The 16,976-nt window shown below is 43.9% G+C and carries 20 protein-coding genes; 2 read left to right on the top strand and 18 right to left on the bottom strand.

Annotation, left to right across the window (positions count from 1 at the left end; translation table 11 throughout):
- Together amrS and PR709_RS01330 are read left to right on the top strand one after the other, a co-directional pair.
- Entirely contained in the window at window positions 1-1,419 is a 1,419-nt protein-coding gene (gene amrS, locus PR709_RS01335; RefSeq protein WP_053109906.1) for an AmmeMemoRadiSam system radical SAM enzyme, read from the top strand.
- Window position 1,420: 1 nt separating this feature from the next.
- Entirely contained in the window at window positions 1,421-2,671 is a 1,251-nt protein-coding gene (locus PR709_RS01330) for a lipase/acyltransferase domain-containing protein (RefSeq protein WP_272570688.1), read from the top strand.
- Between the two features lie 339 nt (window positions 2,672-3,010).
- Here the strand turns inward: PR709_RS01330 and nagZ are convergent, their stop codons facing one another.
- From nagZ to yceD, 18 genes are all read right to left on the bottom strand, one after another.
- Window positions 3,011-4,030, bottom strand: coding sequence for a beta-N-acetylhexosaminidase (gene nagZ, locus PR709_RS01325; protein WP_004920819.1), 1,020 nt, complete (start codon window positions 4,028-4,030; stop codon window positions 3,011-3,013).
- A 63-nt stretch (window positions 4,031-4,093) separates the two neighbouring features.
- A complete protein-coding gene (locus PR709_RS01320; RefSeq protein WP_004920820.1) occupies window positions 4,094-4,954 on the bottom strand; it encodes a phosphotransferase in 861 nt (286 codons plus the stop codon).
- Window positions 4,944-5,528: a penicillin-binding protein activator LpoB gene (lpoB, locus tag PR709_RS01315; RefSeq protein WP_004920821.1), complete on the bottom strand. Its 585-nt coding sequence runs from the start codon at window positions 5,526-5,528 to the stop codon at window positions 4,944-4,946. Before lpoB ends, PR709_RS01320 begins: the two co-directional genes overlap by 11 nt.
- Window positions 5,528-5,944: a YcfL family protein gene (locus tag PR709_RS01310; protein WP_014656171.1), complete on the bottom strand. Its 417-nt coding sequence runs from the start codon at window positions 5,942-5,944 to the stop codon at window positions 5,528-5,530. The genes lpoB and PR709_RS01310 overlap by 1 nt, the downstream gene beginning before the upstream one ends.
- A 9-nt stretch (window positions 5,945-5,953) precedes the next feature.
- Window positions 5,954-6,304, bottom strand: a complete 351-nt coding sequence (hinT, locus tag PR709_RS01305; protein WP_004920823.1) for a purine nucleoside phosphoramidase — start codon at window positions 6,302-6,304, stop codon at window positions 5,954-5,956.
- Window positions 6,305-6,332: 28 nt separating this feature from the next.
- A complete protein-coding gene (locus PR709_RS01300) occupies window positions 6,333-7,124 on the bottom strand; it encodes a metal-dependent hydrolase (RefSeq protein ID WP_014656172.1) in 792 nt (263 codons plus the stop codon).
- A 13-nt stretch (window positions 7,125-7,137) separates the two neighbouring features.
- Window positions 7,138-8,130: a DNA polymerase III subunit delta' gene (gene holB / locus PR709_RS01295; protein ID WP_036940789.1), complete on the bottom strand. Its 993-nt coding sequence runs from the start codon at window positions 8,128-8,130 to the stop codon at window positions 7,138-7,140.
- Window positions 8,131-8,139: 9 nt separating this feature from the next.
- Complete coding sequence (gene tmk / locus PR709_RS01290; protein WP_014656174.1) at window positions 8,140-8,766, bottom strand: dTMP kinase; 627 nt, start codon at window positions 8,764-8,766, stop codon at window positions 8,140-8,142.
- A 1-nt stretch (window position 8,767) separates the two neighbouring features.
- Window positions 8,768-9,796 (bottom strand): endolytic transglycosylase MltG, encoded by a 1,029-nt coding sequence (gene mltG, locus PR709_RS01285; RefSeq protein ID WP_061063927.1) that lies wholly within the window; start codon window positions 9,794-9,796, stop codon window positions 8,768-8,770.
- An 18-nt stretch (window positions 9,797-9,814) separates the two neighbouring features.
- On the bottom strand, window positions 9,815-10,645 hold the full coding sequence (pabC, locus tag PR709_RS01280) for an aminodeoxychorismate lyase (RefSeq protein ID WP_141173238.1): 831 nt from the start codon (window positions 10,643-10,645) through the stop codon (window positions 9,815-9,817).
- 160 nt (window positions 10,646-10,805) lie between these two features.
- Window positions 10,806-12,056: a beta-ketoacyl-ACP synthase II gene (fabF, locus tag PR709_RS01275; RefSeq protein WP_014656177.1), complete on the bottom strand. Its 1,251-nt coding sequence runs from the start codon at window positions 12,054-12,056 to the stop codon at window positions 10,806-10,808.
- 80 nt (window positions 12,057-12,136) lie between these two features.
- Window positions 12,137-12,373: an acyl carrier protein gene (gene acpP, locus PR709_RS01270; protein ID WP_004920830.1), complete on the bottom strand. Its 237-nt coding sequence runs from the start codon at window positions 12,371-12,373 to the stop codon at window positions 12,137-12,139.
- Window positions 12,374-12,528: 155 nt separating this feature from the next.
- Window positions 12,529-13,263, bottom strand: coding sequence for a 3-oxoacyl-ACP reductase FabG (gene fabG / locus PR709_RS01265; RefSeq protein ID WP_004920831.1), 735 nt, complete (start codon window positions 13,261-13,263; stop codon window positions 12,529-12,531).
- Between the two features lie 7 nt (window positions 13,264-13,270).
- Entirely contained in the window at window positions 13,271-14,203 is a 933-nt protein-coding gene (gene fabD, locus PR709_RS01260; RefSeq protein ID WP_004920832.1) for an ACP S-malonyltransferase, read from the bottom strand.
- A gap of 18 nt (window positions 14,204-14,221) precedes the next feature.
- Window positions 14,222-15,172 carry a beta-ketoacyl-ACP synthase III gene (locus PR709_RS01255; protein WP_004920833.1) on the bottom strand — a complete coding sequence of 317 codons (951 nt, stop codon included), beginning with the start codon at window positions 15,170-15,172 and terminating at the stop codon, window positions 14,222-14,224.
- A 3-nt stretch (window positions 15,173-15,175) separates the two neighbouring features.
- A complete protein-coding gene (gene plsX / locus PR709_RS01250; protein ID WP_014656180.1) occupies window positions 15,176-16,222 on the bottom strand; it encodes a phosphate acyltransferase PlsX in 1,047 nt (348 codons plus the stop codon).
- A 23-nt stretch (window positions 16,223-16,245) separates the two neighbouring features.
- Window positions 16,246-16,416 (bottom strand): 50S ribosomal protein L32, encoded by a 171-nt coding sequence (gene rpmF, locus PR709_RS01245; RefSeq protein WP_004920835.1) that lies wholly within the window; start codon window positions 16,414-16,416, stop codon window positions 16,246-16,248.
- Between the two features lie 12 nt (window positions 16,417-16,428).
- On the bottom strand, window positions 16,429-16,953 hold the full coding sequence (gene yceD, locus PR709_RS01240; RefSeq protein ID WP_004920836.1) for a 23S rRNA accumulation protein YceD: 525 nt from the start codon (window positions 16,951-16,953) through the stop codon (window positions 16,429-16,431).
- Window positions 16,954-16,976 lie beyond the last annotated feature (23 nt).

Here is a 16,976-nt window from a genome sequence, read left to right as displayed (position 1 = left end):
ATGGCAATATTGAAGCAATGGCAGCAAACTAGTCATCCTGCTCGCCTTTGGCACCCGATTTCTAATTCACGTATTCAATGTGAATTATGCCCTCGAGCCTGTAAAATTAACCTAGGTCGAGTCGGGACTTGTAAAGTCCGTCGCAATGAAAATGGTCGCCTAGTGACGCTTAACTACGGCAAATCCGTTCCTATGACACAAGAGTCCATTGAAACCGAAGCCGTTTATCATTACGCTCCCGGTGAACGCATTCTTTCTTTAGGCAATATTGGTTGTATGCTGCGTTGTGACTTTTGCCAAAACTGGACAACGAGTCAAGCCCGCTATGTTCAAGACAGCCATGTAGCATATTATCGCCCTGAAGATGTGGTGAATTATGCCTTAAAACACAATATTCGTGTTCTTTCTTGGACTTATAACGATCCGGTTGTTTGGCACGAGTTTGTCATGGATACCGCGAAACTGGCACGTGAAAAAGGCTTAAAAAATCTCTATAAAAGCGCATTTTATATCAGTGAAAAAGGGATTGATGAATTACTCACCGTCATGGATATTTTTAGTATTTCATTAAAATCAATGCAGGATAGCTTTTATCGCAAACACACCGGTGGTCGCCTTCAACCTATCCTTGATGGGATCAAACAAGTTTATGATGCTCGAAAATCAGGTAATTACCCACATTTAGAAATCTCCAATCTGTGTGTGACAGGCCGCAATGACACATTAGAAGAGGCTAAAAAAGTCTCTGATTGGATGCTAACCCATCTTGATGCTGAAATCCCGCTACACTATGTACGTTTTCATCCCGACTACCAATATACCCATGTCGAGCGCACCGCTATCCCACTCCTTGAACAAGCACGTTTGCAAGCGCTCAATGATGGAATGCGTTATGTTTATGTCGGTAATGTATTCGATACGCAAAGCGCCAATACCTACTGCCCTGAATGCCAAACACTGTTAGTAAAACGTAGTGGACTCATTGCAGAACCTTATATGGATAAAGGCTATTGCCCTCGTTGTCATTTCCATCCTCCAATTATTTTACCATGGGAAGATGCGAACACCGATAAAACAGTCTTGAGCATACCAGATGGGTTACATTGTATTACCCACATGTTCCGCGGCCCAGTTCAAGCCTGCCATATTGAGCAACAGCATGAATCGGATATTTATTACCAATTTGTCTCAAAAGACGGCACTCCTGTTAGCGATATCAATATGAATAACTGCGGTCGTTTTATGCTTTCTAAAAGTAACCCTAGCGCGGAAGGTATTCGCCTCTATCATCATTTAAATGAACCTTGCCAACTATTTGAAGTTTATGACCGTGCCCATTTTCCTGTCACGGAAGCAGAGAAAACCCACCTTGGTAGTGAAAATGTGCCGGTGACTTTTATACCGTTAAAGGGGCGATAATATGCCGTTAAATCGTGGATGGTCATATCTACGCGCACAATCCATCGCCACGCAGCTACGTCGTGCCAAACTCAATGATAAAAGCCCTAATTTACCCATTATTTATCTACCGGGTATTTTAGGCAGTAAACTGTTTGATAGATCCAAACAAGCATTTATCTGGGGGGATTATCGTGGCGTTTTCACGAAAAGCGATTATGAGTATCAGGCTCCTTCTCCCGATACCCCTTGTAATATCTTAGCCACAGAGCAACTGCATGAATTCACGATTGTTCCTAAGCTCATCACAACATTGGTCACACAGGAGCTGAAAGATGTTTTGCACGTTGGTTTAGGTTATCGAGAAGGCCAAGACCTCTTCTTTTTAGCCCATGATTGGCGAGCGGATCACCGAGAGCTTGTTACAATATTAGATGCCGAGATTAAGCGCATAAAGACCCTTTTTGGTGACAAACAAAAATGTATTATCATTGCGCAATCGGCATCTAATTTGGCTGTACGCTACTGGTTGCGTCAAACCAGTGAAGAGAATCGGCAGCTTATTGCCAAATGGTATGCTTTCGGCCCGCCATGGGAAGGAACGTTTCATGCGTGGTCAATGATGGAAACTGGCTATTACACCGGTAGTCGCTATTTTTATGGCTTTTCTCCCGATGATATTGCCGGATACCCGAGTGCTTACCAGTTACTTCCTGCTAATCCAACCGTTATCGATCATCATGGCAAAGCCATTGAACCGTTTGATATCTATGATGCCGACTGCTGGCAGCGGTTACGTATCGGCCCATACAAAACCTCCATCGTTTCAGAGCAATGCCAACGTGTACGCGATAATCTAGCAAGTTACTTACACAGTGCGAAAACATTTAACCATGCAGTTTCTGGTGTATGCCCTCATGAGCAGTCTGTTCCACAGGTTTGGTATCTGAGTGATAACAATACCGCTTTAACCGCTGCAATCTGGGCGCGTGATCGCTGGTATCTGAAAGCCAAAGAGATAAAACGAGATTTTGCCCATTTAGCTGATAAGACGTTAGCTAAAGGCGATGACCATTTACCACTTGCAGGCTTACTTAAACATCGTTGTGGGCCTATTGTCCGTGATAATTATCAACAGCCTTGGGGGGAAAGTTTTGTCTTTATCAGCCAAGCATCTACTCACCGTGCATTGATTAATCATACGCCGAATTTACGCAGTCTTGCTTTTGATATTGCCACCACAAGGCGATTACATAGAGATAAAGCGGCATAGCCTTGCCCCTGTGGCTCCTCCCCCAATTGAACGTTCCCATAAAATTGACCGTGAATTAAGCGGTCTTCAAGCACTGAGTTCTGTATTCAACAGGGCTTAGTCCTTTTCATTTAACCTTGCATCTTTCATAGTGATAATCATAGATACCTTCATTCACGACTCCCCTGTTTAACAATCGAGTTAAACTTTTTTCCGCAAAAACGTTCAAGCTTAAGTAATTTAAAACTGACGTTTTAAGGACTGTTTTACCATAGAAAAAGCCCCTTCAAGTGAGACTAAAAGCATCCAACTTTTGGGGGCTGTTCAGTTTACGGCTTTTTTACTAACGACCTGTAATAGTTAACGCTGTTCTTGCCATTTACGATGCAGTTCTACCAGTTTATTGTGGCTTTCTTGCCAGCGTTGTGCGCCTTGTAAGTCTTTCAAGCTATATTGTCGACCACTATGGAACAGTGATGAAGCTAGGCTCCCTTGCTGCTTTGGTAGGTTATCTAATACACTCACTGCACCATCACGGTTGTTGCAAACCAACACCATATCACAACCGGCTGACAACGAAGCGGCTGCACGCTCTGGATAGCTTCCCATGATAGCCGCCCCTTCCATCGACAAATCATCAGAGAAGATCACACCATTGAAGCCCAACTGCTCACGTAAAATCGATTTGAGCCAGAATGGTGAGCCACTTGCAGGGCGGTCGTCTGCTTGTGTATAAATGACATGTGCAGGCATCACGGCATCAAGCAAATCGCGCTGAATAAAGTCTCTGAAGATTGACATATCTTTTTTACGAATAGTTTCAAGGTCGCGGTCATCACGAGGGGTTTCTTTATGAGAATCCGCTTTCACTGCCCCATGCCCAGGAAAATGCTTCCCTGTCGTTTTCATCCCCGCACTACGCATACCTTTAATAAACCGTTCCGCCATGATCATGGCAATTTCAGGATCTTCATGGAACGAGCGCTCGCCAATCGCAATACTTTGATGCCCAAGATCTAGCACCGGCGCGAAACTAATATCAATATCCATAGCAATCATTTCAGATGCCATTAACCAACCAGCTTCCTCCGCTAATTTTGCCCCTTCAGATTGGCTATTAAGTGCTGCAAATGCTTGAGCGGAAGGTAATGCCGTAAAGCCATCACGAAAACGTTGCACTCGCCCGCCTTCCTGATCAACCGCTATCAATAAGCGATGACGGGATGCATCACGAATTTGGCGAACTAACTCCCTTAATTGTGCTGCATCATGAAAATTACGGGTAAATAAAATTAACCCGCCCACCAGCGGATGTGCCAGTATTTCACGCTCTTCACTGTCCAGCTCATAGCCCTGAACGTCTAGCATTATCGGACCCATACATGCCTCACTATTTAAAACGGTTTTACGATTTTTGCTCGCACTTGCGTTATACGAATTTAATTAACTAGGCAAACTAAAGTATTGCCTTAATGACCTTGAGTGTAACAAAAAATCATTATTTTGACTTTGGTTCCATTGCACTTCATACCACATTAACATCATATATTTGACCCATGGCGTCCATAGCCGGCATTGGTGAGCCAAGCGTTCAACATCGCCATAAGCATGGTATTTATTGCAATACTCTGATAAGAAAAAATCACGTTGTGTGGTATTCAATTGGTTCGCTTGAAAATAGGTTTCCAATGACAACCCAATATCGGTATTTGCCGCATACTCCCAATCCAATAAAGCCAGTTGACCACTCTCAGTACAGACAATATTGCCTTTATGAATATCCATATGGGCGGGGGCTAACTTTAGAACCCTTGGCATAGGTGCGGATAAAAAATGTTGGTGCCATCGATGCCACCGAGGCCCTTGACGTTTTGGATCAACTAAATACCCGTAATGGGCAATTTCTTGCCTAAGCTGTAGACGATAAGTGAGTAAGGGTTGAGTATGTAATTTAGCAATTGTTGCCGCTAATAAAGATTGAAATGTTGGTGTTAAAAATTGAGTATCACTGGGTTGCTGACCATCACACCATGATAGTAATAACCAATCTGAATTTCTTGCTAACACTTTGGGCGCTTGACCAAAGTGTTGTAATTGATGTAATACCCGCGCCTCTTTGCGTCTATTCACGAATAGAGCCGTTTGCGCCTGACTTTGAGCACGCGCAATCAGATTGAGAGTATGTGACCGTAAGTGATAGGTTCCCCCTGAAAGCCCTGCTAATGGGGTTACTTCCCACGTTTTAACGTTAATATTTGGGAAGCAACCTGCCAGCAGTGCCAATAATGCACTGTCATTGCTCAATATCGTTTTTTCCTGACCAAAGGATCTCACCGCTTTGCACTGCCATCAGCTGCATTTCGATATCGCGTTGGTCGTTAGAGCCTGAAATCACGCTATACAATACATAATCAGCTTGTACGTAACGCCCTAAGCCAATCGCTTTACTGCGTGTAACAAGGCTATCGTCTTGCGATAAACCTAACGTTCTACGCGCGGCATTGACCACATCTTGTGGTACGACTTTAAAGCGATGACTGTCATCAACCGCTTTTACGATGGCTGAGGTCACATTTTGTACAGAAAATGAACCTGTCGTATTGTTTTTAACTGAATCCACCAGCAGAACTTTGCCGCTCTCAACACCATTTGCCCCTGTCATCTGTCCGACTAAAGGCGAGACAGCAGCAGACCAATCTGTGGTTTTTTGCTTAGGTGGTGTAGGCACCTTATCGATTGGTGGTGGAGTTGTAGGCTCAGTGGGTTCAGTTGGCTCTACAGGGACAACTGGCGGAGGCGTTTTAGGCCTATCCTGCTGAAAAGAAGGACATCCTGCCAGCATCATCGCTGCCGCTGCAACGAACAAGATCCGTTTCATTATTTGTCTCCAAGCATTTGCGGTAAAAATACATAAACACGTACATTACGCGCGAGTGATGATGTACTTTCAGCATTAACACTAATCACTGAATTTGCAGGTATCATCTGCTGCAAATCATGGGTTGTTGCGATTTTCAATCCTTTATCGTCGTACCAATAGAGACGGTACATGACAGTCATCGGATTTGGCTGGCTATTGCTCATATTGATCTTAGCCACCGTCGCATAGTTCTCAACGCTGACTACAGGTTGCTCTACAATGATACCTTGCGCAAGAACCGCAGGCTCCATAATCACTCGTTGTTGATCATTGAATACTAACCCATCACGCTTACCCCATGAGCAAGCGCTCAGCGCAAACACCACAGCACTGAGTGTTAATATACGTATCAATGTTCCCCAAATCTTTTTCACATCATTACCTTATTTTGCCAGCAATGGTCCAAGAGGACGACCGCCAACAAGGTGCATATGAATATGAAACACTTCCTGCCCGGAGTGTTCATTACAGTTCATGATCAAACGGTAACCGCTTTCAGCAATCCCTTCTTGTTTGGCAATTTTTGCTGCAACGGTAAATAAGCGCCCCAATGCCAGTTCATCTTCCGCAGTCACATCATTCACTGTTGGGATGAGTTTATTGGGAATAATCAGGATATGTGAGGGAGTTTGTGGCGAAATATCACGAAATGCGGTAACCAGTTCATCCTGATAAACGATATCTGCCGGGATTTCACGTCGAATGATCTTACTGAAAATAGTTTCTTCTGCCATTGCGAATTCCTTTAATATTGACTAATTATTACGCTTTATTCTCGCCGACATTCAAATGAAATAGGCGGTTAAAGTTTTCAGTGGTAATACGTGCCATTTCTTCAGGGCTAACCCCTTTTAATACTGCCATATACTCTGCCACATCCCGCACATAAGCAGGTTGGTTCTCCTTCCCACGATGCGGCACGGGGGCTAAATAAGGTGAATCCGTTTCTACTAAGATCCTATCTAATGGAACAACCCTTGCGGCTTCACGAATTTGCTCTGCATTGCGGAAGGTAACTATCCCTGAAAAAGAGATATACATACCAAGATCTAGCAATTCCATGGCTGTCTGTTTATCTTCCGTAAAGCAGTGCAAAACACCGCCACAATCCATCACTTGTTCTTCACGTAAAATAGTCAGTGTATCTTCTCGCGCATCGCGCGTGTGAACTATCACAGGTTTATTAACCTGACGACCAATACGAATATGTTGACGGAAAGACGCTTGCTGAAGTGCTGCATTTTCTTTCTGATAATAATAGTCTAGCCCTGTTTCCCCTAACGCGACCACTTCTTCACCAGCAGCTAATTGCGCTAAGCGTTCAAAATCATACCCTTCATCCAAATTAAGTGGATGAATACCGCAAGAAAATGCCACATTAGCACGCTTGCCAATCATGGTTTTCATGTTATCAAAACCATGTAACGTTGTGGCAACCGCTAACATAAATCCGACATCGCGTTGCGACGCCTTTGCGATCACATCATCGACGCTTGTATGTAATTTTTCATAATCAAGGCAATCGAGATGGCAGTGTGAATCAACTACAAACATATTTCACTCTTTTTTATGGTGTTGGGGTAACAATTAATGCTTCCCATTGTAATAATTGATTTGTCAAAAGTAACTCTTGATTCAGTGCGGGCACTGTCATCAATTGGTGGCGGCAATTTTGCCAAGCCTCATAAACTTCAAACAATTGTGTATTTGTCATTCGTGATGCAAGTACGCTCACAAGTGGCAATTGGTCTTGATTTAAACAAAATTGGGCTGCATGTTGTTGCAGTTTCATGCTATCGGCTAATAGTCCGAGCAGCCACCCCATCGACTCAATCGCCTTATCATGATGAATCGCAGGTAATAACGACAACATATCATTATGTTGTATCCCATGAGCGAGTTTCTGGCATAGCACACTACGCTGTTGCCAATGCTCAGGTTGCAACAATGACATCGCCGCGACTGGGGCCCCTTGGCACAACTTTAACGCGGTCAATGCGTCGTTATAGTTGACGCCAACGATTTGCTTTTGCAACCAATACCACGCAATTTGCGATTCAGGTGGTGATAAAAAGGTATATAAGCAACGGCTTCGTAGCGTCGCTAATAGATTTTCACGTTTCTCGCAACCTAATAAAAAATAGGTCTGCTTTGTTGGCTCTTCCAAGGTTTTTAAGAGCGCGTTGGCCGCTGCATCGGTCAATGCTTCTGTTCGAGGAATATAGGCGACTTTAGCCCCATTTTGCTGTGCATGACTACTTAAGGTCTCTGTCAGTTTCCTTACCGCTTCCACGCTAACCGTTGTTTTGCCCTTCTCTGGCGCTAAAACATGGTAATCAGGGTGCGTCCCTGCCAACATCAATTGGCAGCTATGGCATTGCCCACAGCTTTTTAGCCCGTCTGTATTTTGGCAAATTAACCAGCGACTAATACCATAGCATAATGCTTCCACTCCGTTACCCGGTAGTGAATGCAATAACAATGCGTGGTGCCCACGACCTTGCTGGTAGGAGGTAATTAGTTGACGATACGTTTCATTCAACCAAGGGTACCAATTCATTGTATCACCTTATTTTGCCAACCATTGCTGCAAAGCTTGGCGAATATCATGTTGAACTTGTTCAATATTCTGGCTTGCATCAATCGTTAAAATAGTCTCATCGGAGGCCGCTAACTCACGATAACGTGCACGAGTGCGTTCAAAAAATGCCAGAGACTCTTGCTCAATTCGGTCTAGCTCACCACGAGCGCGTGCACGCTGTAACCCTAATGCTGGAGGTAGGTCCAAATACAGTGTTAACGCTGGTTTAAATTCCCCCAAAACCAGATCACGCAATGACTGCATAAGTTGGCGATCAATACCACGTCCGCCCCCTTGATAGGCCTGTGAAGATAAATCATGCCTATCACCAACAACCCATTTACCCGCCGCTAAGGCTGGCTTAATGACGTTTTCAACCAGTTGGACACGTGCGGCATACAGCATCAAAAGCTCGGCTTTATCAGTGACTTTTTCCCCGCTGATCCCCTGTTTAATGAGTTCACGTAGCTTTTCTGCTAATGGGGTTCCCCCTGGCTCTCGGGTAAACGCAATGTCTTGGATCCCTGCTTGATTTAATGTTTCAACAACGGTTTTAATCGCAGTGGTTTTACCTGCCCCTTCTAACCCTTCAATAACGATATAGGCGTTTTTCATCTTACTTATCATTCTGTTTTTCAATTTTTCGATACACTTTGACGGCTCGATTATGGTCATTAAGGCTACTACTGAATGTGTGCCCACCTGTACCATCTGCAACAAAGTATAAATAGTCCGTTTTCGCAGGGTGTGCCGCGGCTTTAATTGATGCAAGACTTGGCATTGCTATCGGCGTTGGCGGTAACCCATCAATGCGATAGGTGTTATATGGTGTATAGTTGTCTAAGTCGCTACGATAAATTTTCCCGCGATACTTATCGCCTAAACCATAGATAACTGTAGGATCTGTTTGTAACCGCATATTTTTCTGCAAACGATTCACAAATACCGACGCCACTTGGTTTCTTTCACTGTCAATACCCGTCTCTTTTTCGATGATTGAAGCCATGATTAGCATCTCATACGCGTTTTTGTAAGGTAGATCTTTATCTCTCCCTTGCCAAACTTCATCGACATTTTTTTTCATTTGTTGGTGAGCGCGTTTTAATATATCAATATCACGCGTTCCCGCCGTATACAGATAGGTATCCGGATATAACCAGCCTTCAAGGGTGGTCGCTCCATCAAAACCAATTAGCGCGTATAACTCTTCTTGTGTTTTCCCTTCCGCCTCATGTTTTAAGTAAGGCGCATCACGTAAGATATTTGTCCAATCAGAGAGTCGGTTACCTTCGACAAAACGAATGGAAAACTGTGCCTCTTTGCCACTGGAAATTAATGCTAACATCTGCGCGATATCCATATTTGGCTGGAGGCGGTAAGTCCCAGCCTTCATTTTAGCTAACTCTGGGCGCAATTTTAGTAACCATTGAAATTTGTTACTTTGATTAATCACTTTTTCGTCTACCAGCAATGCTTCAAGCGCAACGCGGCCTGTTCCAGCAGGAACCGTAAAAACTTTCTCTTGTGTTAGATTTAGCGGCTCTTTTGCATAGTTCAAAACCTGTTGATACATCACATAGGCACTTACGCCTATTACCAACAGAATAACGACAATTGCGATAGAGATTTTTTTAGCGAGTTTCATTCATTAACCATTCAGTGACTAAAGTTGGCAACGTAAAAACAAATATTCAAACAGTTCCCGTGATGAATATTGCCATTGAGGTTTATTGTTACCCAAGGTGATCGTAGCAACCGGCAGTATTGGCATCAACGTATTACAAATAAACACTTCATCACAGTTCCCCAATACATCGGGAAAACGTTCAACCTCCCGAAGATGGTACTGACTAGCAGCTAAAAGCGCTATGATCTTTTGTCTCATTAATCCATTTACGCCAGAAAATGCTAAATTTGGCGTAAATACCGTATCGCCTTTGCGCCAAAAAATATTGGCACTGCAACATTCAATTAAAATACCATCAGAATCAACAACTAAAGCCTCATCAACCTGAGCTTCATCAATTTCTTGGCGTATTAACACCTGCTCAAGGCGATTAAGGTGTTTGATCCCTGCTAAATAGGGATTTTTACTCGTTGGAATACGGCTTAATATCAGTTGGATACCTGATTTCTGCAACGCTTGGTAATGTTGTGGAAAAGGCGCGATAGACATTATTACCGTTGGCTGATTAAACCCTAAAGTGCTATAGCCTCTGCCCCCCGTGCCTCGGCTAATAATCACTTTAACAACGAATTCATCATCATTATGCTGTTGGCAAATCGCGTGGATCTGCTTCTCTAACATTTGCCAATCTGGTTGGGGTAATTTAAGGCGAGAACTATCCTGCATGAGACGCCTAATATGCATATCAAGCATTTTTGGTTGATGATTAAACACATGGATCGTGGTGAAGCAGCCATCACCAAATTGCACAGCCCGATCAGTCACGTCAATATGACGGCACTCAACTCCATTAACCCAGTATCGCATTGATAATTCTTATAATAATGGCTGATAAATCAGTCAGTAACAGGATATTAACTATCATAAACTAAACTGACATAGACTGCAAAACGACACTAAAAATAAAGCCCCAGTATTGTGAACACTGAGGCTTTTACCCTTTACAACGTAAAGTAATACGTCTGGGTTACTCTTCGTGATAGCGACGGAAAATTAATGAACCGTTTGTACCACCAAAACCAAATGAGTTGCACAGAGCATATTCCATATTTTCTACTTTTCTTGCTTTGCCTGGAACAAAATCCAGTTTGCAAGCTTCATCTGGGTTTTCCAGATTGATCGTAGGCGGAACGATTTGCTCTGTCAGTGAAAGGATCGTAAAGATAGACTCAATGGCACCAGCGGCACCTAATAGATGACCTGTCATCGATTTTGTTGAGCTAACTAATACGTCGGTTCCTTCACCAAAGACCGAAATAACCGCTTGCGCTTCCGCTAAGTCACCTGCTGGTGTTGAAGTACCGTGAGCATTGATATAGCCCACTGCATTAGCTTCAATACCTGCATCATGCAGAGCATTTGCCATCGCCAGAGCAGCACCTTCACCATTTTCAGGCGGTGATGTCATATGATAAGCATCACTGCTCATGCCGAAACCAGCAACTTCAGCGTAAATTTTTGCGCCGCGAGCTTTAGCATGTTCATATTCTTCAAGTACGATAATACCCGCACCGTCACCCAGTACAAAGCCATCACGGTCTTTATCCCATGGGCGGCTAGCCGCTTGCGGATCATCATTACGCGTAGAAAGAGCCCGCGCTGCGCCAAAACCTGCAACACCCAATGGCGTTGTCGCTTTTTCAGCGCCACCAGCAATCATTACATCAGCATCACCATAAGCAATCATACGTGCGGCATGACCGATATTGTGAACACCTGAAGTACAGGCTGTGGCAATCGAAATACTTGGGCCACGGAAACCGTAAATAATGCTTAAATGACCTGCGACCATATTAATGATCGTAGAAGGAACGAAGAATGGGCTAACTTTACGAGGACCGCCATTTTGTAATGCTTCACAGTTCTCTTGAATTAGGCCTAGACCACCAATACCAGAACCAATCGCTAACCCTATACGAGTAGCATTGGCTTCTGTTACTTCCAGCCCGGAATCTTTGATAGCTTGATTACCAGCAGCAATTCCATACTGAATGAAAGGGTCCATCTTCCGTGCATCTTTGCGGGAGATACCATAATCTTCGTAATTGAAATCTTTAACTACGCCAGCAAATTTAGTTGCGTGGTTGGTAGTATCAAAATGTTCGATAAGGCTGATACCACTCTGTCCGTCACAAACAGCTTTCCATGATGATTCAACTGTGTTGCCGACAGGAGATAACATGCCCAGTCCGGTTACGACTACACGACGCTTAGACACGTAAATCCTCCAAGGAGGGAAAAAAAGTTATCAAAGAAACATAGGCGGTCGAGTGACCGCCTAGACAAGTTTTAAAACAATTAGTTAGATGCGTTCTCGACGTAATCAATCGCAGCCTGCACTGTTGTGATCTTTTCAGCTTCTTCGTCAGGGATTTCGATATCGAACTCTTCTTCCAGAGCCATAACCAGCTCAACTGTGTCAAGAGAATCAGCGCCCAAGTCATCAACAAACGAAGCTGTTGTTACAACTTCTTCCTCTTTAACACCTAGTTGCTCAACGATGATTTTCTTAACGCGTTCTTCGATAGTGCTCATACTATTAAAATTCCTATCAAAACTCGCTTTCGCGATGGTTTTCGTAGTTTATAAAATACAGGAAAAGATACAACCCAATCCCGGCTGTTGAAACCTAAATTTTGCATTATTTTGCGCTAATTAACACTAATAATGCAAATGGTTCCATCATTTCTTTAGATCATGTACATGCCGCCATTGACATGTAATGTTTCACCTGTGATGTAACCAGCTTCATCAGAAGCTAAAAACGCTACAGCACTGGCAATTTCTTGTGCATCACCAAGCCTGTCGGCAGGAACTTGAGATAAAATGCCTGCACGCTGCTCATCTGTCAATGCCTTGGTCATATCAGTTTCAATAAAACCAGGTGCAACGACATTAACGGTAATGCCACGGGAAGCGACTTCGCGTGCTAATGATTTGCTAAAACCAATTAGCCCAGCTTTCGCTGCTGCATAGTTCGCTTGACCCGCATTTCCCATCACACCTACAACAGATGCGATTGAAATAATACGTCCACAACGTTTTTTCATCATGGCGCGTAATACGGCTTTTGATAAACGGTAAACGGATGAGAGGTTAGTGTCAATAATATCTTGCCACTCATCATCTTTCATACGCATCAAAAGGTTATCACGTGTGATACCTGCATTGTTGACCAGTATATCAATTTCGCCAAATTGTTGACGAATATTATTCAAGGTTTCGTCAATTGATGCAGGGTCTGTCACATTAAGAGCAAAACCTTTGCCTTTTCCATCTAAATAAGCAGAAATCGCTTCTGCTCCTTTTTCGCTGGTTGCTGTACCAATAACCGTCGCACCACGCGCAGCAAGCGTTAAAGCGATCGCTTTCCCGATACCGCGGCTAGCGCCTGTTACAAGTGCAATTTTTCCTTCAAAGCTCATATCGTCCTCAGAGGTTTTCTAATGCAGTGCCTAATGATACAGGATCATTGACTGCAACGGCAGTTAAATTAGAGACAATACGCTTGGTAAGACCAGTTAATACTTTACCCGGACCCACTTCAACAAGATGCTCAATACCTTGATTTGCCATGAATTCTACCGTCTCAGTCCAACGAACTGGATTATACAATTGACGAACCAAAGCATCACGAATATTTTCCGCTGATTGCTCAATTTTCACATCAACGTTGTTAATAACTGGGAAATTTGGTTGATTAAACGTTATTTCTTGTAACGCAACTGCTAATTTTTCAGCCGCTGGTTTCATTAACGCACAGTGTGACGGTACACTAACCGATAATGGTAATGCACGTTTTGCGCCCGCCTCTTTACATGCTGCACCAGCGCGCTCAACCGCCGCTTTTTCACCTGCAATCACCACTTGACCTGGTGAGTTAAAATTCACAGGAGAGACGACTTGGCCTTGAGCGGCATCTTGACAAGCTTTCTCGATTGATTCGTTATCTAAACCGATGATCGCATACATCGCGCCTGTTCCTTCTGGAACGGCTTCTTGCATCAATTTACCACGCAACTCAACCAGTTTAATTGCCGCTTTAAAATCAAGAACACCCGCGCACACTAAAGCTGAATATTCACCTAGGCTATGCCCTGCCATCATCGTAGGCATCGCGCCTTTTTTTTCTTGCCAAACACGGAAGATAGCGACAGATGCAGCTAACAGCGCTGGCTGGGTTTGCCATGTTTTGTTCAATTCTTCTTCTGGCCCGTTCTGAACAAGAGCCCAAAGGTCATAACCTAATGCTTCAGACGCCTCAGCGAATGTTTGTTCTACTAACGGACTTTCCGCCGCTAATGCAGACAACATACCAAGAGACTGAGATCCCTGACCGGGAAAAACCATAGCAAATTGTGTCATGTCTATTTTCTCAGTAAATTAAAAACGAACAAGTGCAGAGCCCCAAGTAAAGCCGCCGCCAAATGCTTCTAAGAGCACTAACTGACCACGTTGGATTCGACCATCACGTACCGCTTCATCAAAGGCGGTCGGCACGGATGCAGCCGAGGTGTTACCATGTTTATCTAACGTAACCACCACCTTATCCATGGCCATATCAAGTTTTTTCGCTGTTGCGGAGATGATACGCAAATTTGCTTGATGAGGAACTAACCAATCGAGTTCTTCTTTTGCGATACCGCTTTCAGCCAATGTTTCATCAACAATGTGCGCTAATTCACGCACAGCCACTTTAAAGACTTCATTGCCTGTCATGGTTAAGTAGGCTTGATCTTCTGAGCCTCGCTCACGATTCGGCAGCGCTAACAACTCGCCATAACGCCCATCGGCATGCAGATGTGTTGATATAATACCCGGCTCTTGCGATGCGCCGAGCACCATCGCGCCTGCCGCATCACCAAACAGAATAATAGTACCGCGATCATTTGGGTCTAACGTTTTTGACAGTGCATCTGCACCAATCACTAATGCTTTTTTTGCCATTCCCGTTTTAATAAACTGGTCCACGATGCTTATCGCATACGTAAAACCTGCACACGCTGCGGCAACATCAAATGCAGCGCAATCATTAATGCCTAACATTTGTTGAATTTGGCACGCTGCGCTTGGAAACGCGTGTGTTGAAGAGGTCGTTGCGACAACAATTAGCCCAATCTCACTGCTATCGACTTGCGCCATTTCAAGGGCCTTTTGTGCGGCATGAAACCCCATTGTGGCAACACTTTCATCTTCACCAGCAATTCTTCTTTCATGAATACCTGTGCGAGTTACAATCCACTCATCAGAAGTATCAACCATTTTTTCCAGGTCAGCATTTGTTCTAATTTGTGTGGGTAAATAGCTGCCTGTGCCTAATATTTTACTATACATAGGTTATTGATCACTCCTGGGTAATACGATATTCAACCGAGCTGCTATTCTGTCCGGAACTTGTCTATCTACCGATTGAACAGCCCGTTCAATCGCAGCTTTAAATGCACTTTCGTTTGCAGCGCCATGACTTTTTATGACAATTCCCTTTAATCCTAACAGAGTTGCACCATTATACTGGTCGGGGTTCAACTCCCCGAAACGCTTCATCAGCCGTTTTTTAAGCCACTTTTTGGCCAATTGAATCAACCAACTAGGTTTTTTATTCTTTTTGCTTTCATCTGTTGATTTCAACAAGGAAAGTATGACGCGGATCACCCCTTCCATTGTTTTTAGCGTGACGTTACCTGCGAAGCCGTCACACACTAATACATCCGTTTTGCCAGTCAGCAACTCATTGCCCTCGACATAACCGATGTAATTTATTGCCGCGGTTTCTTTGAGAATTGCGGCGGCTTCGCGGATATTATCAAGCCCTTTACTCTCTTCTTCACCAATATTTAGTAGTGCCACTTTTGGTGAAGCAATTTTGGCCACCTCTTCAGCGACGACAGATCCCATCACAGCAAATTGCACTAGCATATCACTACTACAATTGACGTTAGCGCCTAAGTCTAGCACCACGGTTTGACCTTTTTGCTGATTAGGCAAAATGGTCATCAAAGCAGGCCGTTCGATGCCATCAATTGATTTAAGCATCAACTTAGCTAGCCCCATCAAAGCACCCGTATTACCTGCACTCACGCACGCCTGTGCCTGCCCAGTCTTCACTAACTCAAGCGCCACTCGCATGGATGTTCCTTTGCTTTGACGTATTGCCGTTGATGGTTTGGCATCATTAGCGATAACATTTTCAGCAGGAATAATTTCGACACGCGAAGTCAGCTCAACACTTTGTTGTGCGAGCAGTGGTTGAATGGCGTCAGGTTGACCGACTAGCAGTAATTTGAGTGCTGGATTAGATGCCAGAGCCTGCAATGCAGCAGGCACTGTGACGCGGGGACCAACATCCCCGCCCATAGCATCTAACGCAATGGTTAGATTAGCCAAAGTATCAACTTGTAAATCTATAATTACTTGTTGATAACCTTACGGCCACGGTAGTAACCATCTGCAGTCACATGGTGACGCAGGTGAGTTTCACCGGTAGTTTTGTCTACAGAAACTAGGGTAGCAGTCAGTGCATCATGTGAACGACGCATACCGCGTTTTGAACGAGTTGGTTTATTCTGTTGTACGGCCATTGACCTTACTCCTTAAGTACTTTTCTTTAAACTGGCTAATACGGCAAATGGGTTTGGTTTTTCCGCCTCAGGCGGTAGTTCACCAAAAACCATATCCGCTTCGGACACTTCACAGTGTTCAGAATCATGAACCGGAACCACTGGTAAGGAAAGAATTATTTCATCTTCTATCATTCCCAGCAAATCTATTTCACCAAATTCATCAATTTGAATTGGCTCATAGCCTTCCGGTAATGCTTCGGCCTTTTCGTCACTGACGACAGGACTAAAACAATACGATACGTAAACATGATGCTTGAAATCTTTTCTGCAACGCTGGCATTGTAGGGTGACATCCACATCAGAATGCCCCTCTATGACCGTCAGACGCTGATTATCAATTTTAAATGATAATTCGCTCTCAACATCGCTGTCTACACTGACTACTGATTCAGCAATACGTGTTACTTGCTCAGGTGTGTAACTCCCGACATAGTCGAGGTTTTTTTGAGCTGCACGCTGCGCATCGATAGTCAGGGGTAATTTTACCTTTTGCATAAGGCGCGCATATTAACTTTGTA

It is taken from the genome of Providencia sp. PROV267 (assembly GCF_028477825.1).
In the GTDB taxonomy this organism is placed as follows: Bacteria; Pseudomonadota; Gammaproteobacteria; order Enterobacterales; family Enterobacteriaceae; genus Providencia; species Providencia stuartii.
The sequence above is the reverse complement of the archived record's forward strand: the minus strand, read 5'-3'. Positions and strand labels throughout refer to the sequence as shown.

Excerpts from the sequence above, each read along its gene's own strand:
- amrS (WP_053109906.1), top strand. The coding sequence starts at position 1 with ATGGCAATATTGAAGCAATGGCAGCAAACTAGTCATCCTGCTCGCCTT.
- PR709_RS01330 (WP_272570688.1), top strand. The coding sequence starts at position 1,421 with ATGCCGTTAAATCGTGGATGGTCATATCTACGCGCACAATCCATCGCC.
- nagZ (WP_004920819.1), bottom strand. The coding sequence starts at position 4,030 with ATGGGTCCGATAATGCTAGACGTTCAGGGCTATGAGCTGGACAGTGAA.
- lpoB (WP_004920821.1), bottom strand. The coding sequence starts at position 5,528 with ATGAAACGGATCTTGTTCGTTGCAGCGGCAGCGATGATGCTGGCAGGA.
- hinT (WP_004920823.1), bottom strand. The coding sequence starts at position 6,304 with ATGGCAGAAGAAACTATTTTCAGTAAGATCATTCGACGTGAAATCCCG.
- PR709_RS01300 (WP_014656172.1), bottom strand. The coding sequence starts at position 7,124 with ATGTTTGTAGTTGATTCACACTGCCATCTCGATTGCCTTGATTATGAA.
- holB (WP_036940789.1), bottom strand. The coding sequence starts at position 8,130 with ATGAATTGGTACCCTTGGTTGAATGAAACGTATCGTCAACTAATTACC.
- tmk (WP_014656174.1), bottom strand. The coding sequence starts at position 8,766 with ATGAAAAACGCCTATATCGTTATTGAAGGGTTAGAAGGGGCAGGTAAA.
- mltG (WP_061063927.1), bottom strand. The coding sequence starts at position 9,796 with ATGAAACTCGCTAAAAAAATCTCTATCGCAATTGTCGTTATTCTGTTG.
- pabC (WP_141173238.1), bottom strand. The coding sequence starts at position 10,645 with ATGCGATACTGGGTTAATGGAGTTGAGTGCCGTCATATTGACGTGACT.
- acpP (WP_004920830.1), bottom strand. The coding sequence starts at position 12,373 with ATGAGCACTATCGAAGAACGCGTTAAGAAAATCATCGTTGAGCAACTA.
- fabG (WP_004920831.1), bottom strand. The coding sequence starts at position 13,263 with ATGAGCTTTGAAGGAAAAATTGCACTTGTAACAGGCGCTAGCCGCGGT.
- fabD (WP_004920832.1), bottom strand. The coding sequence starts at position 14,203 with ATGACACAATTTGCTATGGTTTTTCCCGGTCAGGGATCTCAGTCTCTT.
- PR709_RS01255 (WP_004920833.1), bottom strand. The coding sequence starts at position 15,172 with ATGTATAGTAAAATATTAGGCACAGGCAGCTATTTACCCACACAAATT.
- rpmF (WP_004920835.1), bottom strand. The coding sequence starts at position 16,416 with ATGGCCGTACAACAGAATAAACCAACTCGTTCAAAACGCGGTATGCGT.
- yceD (WP_004920836.1), bottom strand. The coding sequence starts at position 16,953 with ATGCAAAAGGTAAAATTACCCCTGACTATCGATGCGCAGCGTGCAGCT.